The 5,522-nt window shown below is 40.0% G+C and carries 5 protein-coding genes; all 5 read right to left on the bottom strand.

The features are described from left to right. Positions 1-295: 295 nt before the first annotated feature. The 5 genes from sufU to sufC are packed head-to-tail and all read right to left on the bottom strand — an operon-like array spanning position 296 to position 5,259. The gene (sufU, locus tag LMF89_RS24960; protein ID WP_229537516.1) at positions 296-760 is read right to left on the bottom strand and encodes a Fe-S cluster assembly sulfur transfer protein SufU; all 465 of its coding nucleotides are present in this window, start codon (positions 758-760) and stop codon (positions 296-298) included. Beyond that, positions 750-1,976 carry a cysteine desulfurase gene (locus LMF89_RS24955; protein WP_229537515.1) on the bottom strand — a complete coding sequence of 409 codons (1,227 nt, stop codon included), beginning with the start codon at positions 1,974-1,976 and terminating at the stop codon, positions 750-752. The genes sufU and LMF89_RS24955 overlap by 11 nt, the downstream gene beginning before the upstream one ends. After that, the gene (locus LMF89_RS24950) at positions 1,969-3,069 is read right to left on the bottom strand and encodes a SufD family Fe-S cluster assembly protein (protein WP_229537514.1); all 1,101 of its coding nucleotides are present in this window, start codon (positions 3,067-3,069) and stop codon (positions 1,969-1,971) included. The genes LMF89_RS24955 and LMF89_RS24950 overlap by 8 nt, the downstream gene beginning before the upstream one ends. Before the next feature lie 11 nt (positions 3,070-3,080). Then, positions 3,081-4,487, bottom strand: a complete 1,407-nt coding sequence (sufB, locus tag LMF89_RS24945; protein ID WP_229537513.1) for a Fe-S cluster assembly protein SufB — start codon at positions 4,485-4,487, stop codon at positions 3,081-3,083. Next, entirely contained in the window at positions 4,480-5,259 is a 780-nt protein-coding gene (gene sufC, locus LMF89_RS24940) for a Fe-S cluster assembly ATPase SufC (protein WP_229537512.1), read from the bottom strand. Before sufC ends, sufB begins: the two co-directional genes overlap by 8 nt. Positions 5,260-5,522: the final 263 nt, after the last annotated feature.

Below are 5,522 nucleotides of genomic sequence, written 5' to 3'. Positions count from 1 at the left end.
CTTCTAGGGGGCTAAAAAGGAACCACAAAGACGCAAAGGACACAAAGGGTTTTATGTATTTTTTTGTGCACTCCTTTGTGTGCCGCGGGCAGCGGCATTGCGCCTTTGCGGTTCATTGTTTTCTTTTTTGTCATTTGCGAATAAAGTGAAGCAATCTCTTAACAAGAAGTAGGATTACTTCGCTATGCTCGCAATGACAATTCAATGATACTCTCCTCCTTTAAACCTTATACTCCCTCTGCTAAAAAAGAAGACTCATCCGGCGATGAGTCTTCTTTCTATAACTTGCAGTCATTCAATGGGATGATTGACTGCTTTCACTTGTTTTTCCTTCTTCCGCTGTAATCGCGCTTTCCAGTGTATGCCATGATAAAACTGCACATTTCACTCTGGCAGGCATGTTGGAAATATTCTGTAAGGCAATTGCCTCATCTAATATTTCCAATTGATCCTCCTCCGTGATCTCCCGTTTAATCATGCCTAGAAAAGTATCAATCAGCAGTTGTGCTTTTTCAATGGTCTGCCCCCGAATCAAATCAATCATCATCGATGTAGAGGCTTGGGAAATCGCACAGCCTACCCCCGTAAAGGAAGCATCTTGGATAATATTCTTCTCTACCTTTAATGCGAGTTCTATTTCATCGCCGCAGCTTGGGTTTCTGCCCTTTAGGATCACCGTAGGATTTTCCATCTGTTTTTTATTTCGCTTTGATTTATTATGCTCTGCAATAATTTCCGTATAAATCTCACTAAGATCCATAGCCAAGCACTCCCCTGACACGTCCTAAGGCATTTATCAATGCATCTACATCTTCACGTGTATTATAAAAATAAAAACTAGCACGACATGTTGCATTCACTCCAAGATATTGCATCAAGGGATGCGCACAATGATGACCAGCTCGTATAGCAACCCCATCGGCATCCAAAATAGAGGATACATCATGAGGATGAATATCTTTTACATTAAAAGATATTACCCCGGTCTTTTTCGAAAGATCTTCGCATCCATAAAGAGTAATAAAAGGGAGCTGTTGAAGTTTCGGTATCGCATAATGAATTAATTCTTTTTCAATCTGTTCTATATTGGAAAAACCGACCTTCTCAACATAGTCTATGGCTGCTGACAGTCCTAAGACTCCTCCCACATTTTGTGTTCCCGCTTCAAATTTAGCTGGCAGTGGTGCAAAAGAAGTATCCTGTTCCCATACATACTCAATCATATCTCCGCCGCTTAAGAAAGGCGGCATTTTATCCAACAATTGTTCTTTACCGTATAGTACGCCGACTCCCATAGGAGCCAACATCTTGTGTCCCGAGAAGACTAAGAAATCAACATCTAATACTTTTACATCCACGGAAAAGTGAGGAACACTTTGTGCACCATCAACAATCACAACAGCCCCCACGCTATGCGCCTTATGCACAATCTTTTCAATGGGGTTGATAATACCAAGCACATTTGATACCTGGGTAACCGCTACGATTTTGGTTCTGCTGCTAATTTTCTTTTCGATTTCCTCATCCGTTAGAAGGCCTGCTTCATTCACATACAAATATTGTAACGTAGCTCCCTTCGCTTTAGCCACCTGCTGCCAAGGCACAATATTGCTGTGATGCTCAGCAATGGAAATAACAATTTCATCACCGGGATTAATGAAGGTCATACCATAGCTATAAGCCAATAAATTTAAAGATTCGGTGGCATTCTTAGTGAAAATAATTTCACTTGTTTTTTCTGCCCCCAAGAATTTTCTAACCTTCTCTCGAGCATCTTCATAAATTTGAGTAGCCTTAACACTTAACTCGTAAGCGCCTCGATGAGGATTGGCATTAAAGGATGCATAATATTCTTGAACAGCATTGATAACTGAGAGAGGTTTTTGAGTTGTAGCTCCATTATCAAGGTAAACAAGCCGTTTTCCATTCATCGTTTTTTGCAAGATAGGAAAATCATTGACGTAATTATTAGACATGATTTAGCCGCCTCCTTAGATACATAGAAATTGTATCTCTCAATTCGATCACTGGTACTTTTTCCAGAATGGGCTGAAATTCAGCTTCGATAATTAATTTTTTTGCCTCTACTTCACTAAGCCCTCTGCTCATCAGATAAAAAAGTTTATTTTCATCCATTTTTCCTGTACTAACAGCATGTTGCCCTTCAACCGCATCTTCCCCACACAGCATCAGTGGTGTCGAACGATTCCGTACGGTTGGACTTAATAAAACCGTATATTCCTCTTCTTTGCCCTTAGAGCCGCTGGACCCCTTAATAAAGTCCAATGTACCTTTAAAGACTTTTTGACTGTGATCTAAGAGTACGCCTCGTGCTTCTATGCTGCTCAAAGATTCACGAGCCTGATGGGTTTGCACATAATTAATATCAATTTTACGATTCTGATCACCAAAATAGAGAGAATGAATCGTTCCAGTGCTGTTTTTCCCCACCAATTGTGTTCTACAGCCTGTAATGGTTTGTAGGGCCCCTAGTTCTATCAAGGTGAAATCAACCTGCCCTTTGTCATCAGTGATCGCACTAATGGCATCAACATGAGTATCTTGGTCAGCCAGCATTTGCACTTTAATTAAATGAACAACAGCCCCCGGTTTAGCGAAAACTTTGGTCACACCACTGTGAAACCCATTTTTAGTACAGGAAGATGTATAGTTGATGATAATGGTCACCTCGCTATTTTCATGAGCAAGGATAAAGTGGTCATCTACTAGAGTTGGATTTTCCTCATCTAAGTCATATTGGAGGATAATAGGAGTTCCTATTTTCTCCCCTTCTTCTATTTCAATGAAATAACCGCTGTTTTGATTCTTCTTAACAAAGTCTCTCATTGCTTCACTCGCGCCAACGTCCATTTTCTTTTCCATAAATTTAATGGTATCTCTATTCAAGCGGATATCTGTAATGGTTACTCCCTTTTCTGAGCCTTTCGTTATAGGCTGCTTGGAGTAATCCGTTATAGCAGGAATATCAGCTTCAAGGACAGCACTATTAACACCTAGCCAATTCCAGGTTTTTACTGGAATCGGGCTTAAATTCTTCTGTAGTTCCATGTCATCATCCCCTATCCAATGGTGCCTTCCAGTTCTATATTAATTAAATTATTCATTTCCACAGCATATTCCAAGGGAAGCTCCTTGGCAATCGGTTCTGCAAACCCTCTTACAATCATAGCTTTAGCTTCTTGCTCACTAATACCCCGGCTCATGAGATAAAAGATAGCCTCCTCGCTGATTCTGCCAATTTTTGCTTCGTGACCGATATCTACCTCATCATTTTGAATATCAATGACCGGCAGGGTATCAGAACGAGAAAGATCGTCCAGCATTAAGGATTCGCAGCTTACCAAGGATTTGCAATGGTGGGCATTGGCCGCTACTTTTACCGCACCACGATAAACAGCAACTCCTCCGCCTTTGGAAATAGACCGGGAATTAATATTGGAAGAGGTATACGGTGCCGCATGAATCACAGCCGCCCCTGTATCCAGCACCTGCCCGCCAGCCGCAAAAGTGACACCGTTAAACTCCGCTCGTGCTCCTTCTCCCTTGAGAATACTACGGGGATACAGCATGGAAATCTTAGAACCAAAAGAACCAGAAACCCATTCAATGCTGCCATTTTTTTCTACCAAGGCTCGCTTGGTATTTAAATTCAGCATATTTCTCGACCAGTTTTCGATGGTAGAGTAGCGGAGACTAGCATCTTCTTTTATGTATAACTCAACGCATCCTGCATGCAAATTCGTAACATTATATTTAGGAGCAGAACAGCCTTCAATAAAATGAAGTTTCGCCCCTTTATCCACGATAATTAATGTATGCTCAAACTGCCCTGCCCCTGGCGAATTCAAACGAAAATAAGACTGCAGCGGTATTTCCACCTGAACACCAGGCGGAACGTAGACAAAGGAACCACCTGACCAAACAGCTCCATGCAGGGCTACAAATTTATGATCATTTGGTGTAACAAGCTTCATGAAATATTCCTTAATCATAGGCTCATACTCTCTTAGGGCACTTTCCATGTCAGTATAGACTACACCTTGCTTGACCAGTTCTTCTTTGACACTGTGATAAACTACTTCAGAATCGTACTGAGCTCCTACACCAGCTAATGATTCTCGTTCAGCTTGGGGAATTCCCAGACGTTCAAATGTATCTTTAATATCATCAGGAACCTCTTGCCACTTTCCCTTCATTTCTGTGTCTGGGCGGACATAGGTAACAATATCATCCATATCCAGTTCGTGCAGAGAAGGTCCCCATGTCGGCATAGGTGTTTGATTGTAAATTTCTAAAGAACGAAGGCGAAACTCTCGCATCCATTCTGGATCATTCTTTTCTTTGGAAATATCCAGCACAATTTGAGGGGTTAGTCCTTTTGAGGCTTTATAACGATAGCGATCTTTATTTTTAATATCATAAAGACCTCGATCAATATCCTCAACAACAGTCTTTTTCTTATCCATGAAGCATATTCACCTCACCTGAATCCAGAGCGTCTCCTCCCAGATGTAGAAAACCATTTTCATTGATTTGGGATATCAAGGAAGCATCACCGGTCTGGAGAATTTTCCCGTTCATTAAGATGTGAACATAATCTACGTCTAATTGCTCAAGAATCTTGGTATTATGTGTAATAATTAAAATTGCATTCTGCTCGTTTTTGAAGTGTTTTACTCCTGAGGAAACAATACGAACAGCATCAATATCTAAGCCCGAATCCGTTTCATCCAGCATTGCCAATTGAGGATTGAGCATCATCATTTGTAATATTTCATTTCTTTTCTTTTCTCCACCTGAAAAGCCGACGTTTACATGTCGTGCTGCATATGTATTGTCTATTTTTAAGGTCTCCATAGCTTGTTTCAGCTCTTTCTTAAAAGCCATAATTTTTATAGTTTCACCAGTTATCGCATTTTTTGCTGTCCGCAATAAATTTTCTACCGTTATCCCTGGTATTTCTTCAGGATTTTGAAAAGATAGAAAGATTCCTTTTCTAGCTCTTTCATAGGTTTTTAAAGCTGTAATGTCTTCACCTTCAAAAGCAATGGACCCAGCCGTTATTTCATACTTTGGATGGCCCATAATCAAATTCACTAACGTCGATTTTCCGGAGCCATTAGGACCCATAATAACATGAACTTCGCCCTTATTGATTTCAAGATTCAAGCCTTTTAAGATTTCTTTGCCTTCAACGGCTGCATGTAACCCATGAATTGCTAAGAGTTTTTCTGCCATTTTTTCACCTCATTATTACTATCCGTCATTTATTATCTTTATCTATTTTTCAGGGTTTAATCCCTAGTATTCATAGTGAAATGCTGGGAATTAAATTTATTTTATTCTTTTTTGTACAGCATGTCAAGCCATACAAGATTTGTAAAAATATTTAAAATCTTATTGTTATATATTGAAGTAAGTAAAATGCTGATGCATACTTTTAAACAATCGAACCTTTTTAGCCCCCTAGAAGATTTGAACAATATGCCTTAACTCTGGTA

Origin of the sequence: Pelosinus baikalensis, assembly GCF_020819555.1 — a bacterium.
Taxonomy (GTDB): domain Bacteria; phylum Bacillota; class Negativicutes; order DSM-13327; family DSM-13327; genus Pelosinus; species Pelosinus baikalensis.
The sequence above is the reverse complement of the archived record's forward strand: the minus strand, read 5'-3'. Positions and strand labels throughout refer to the sequence as shown.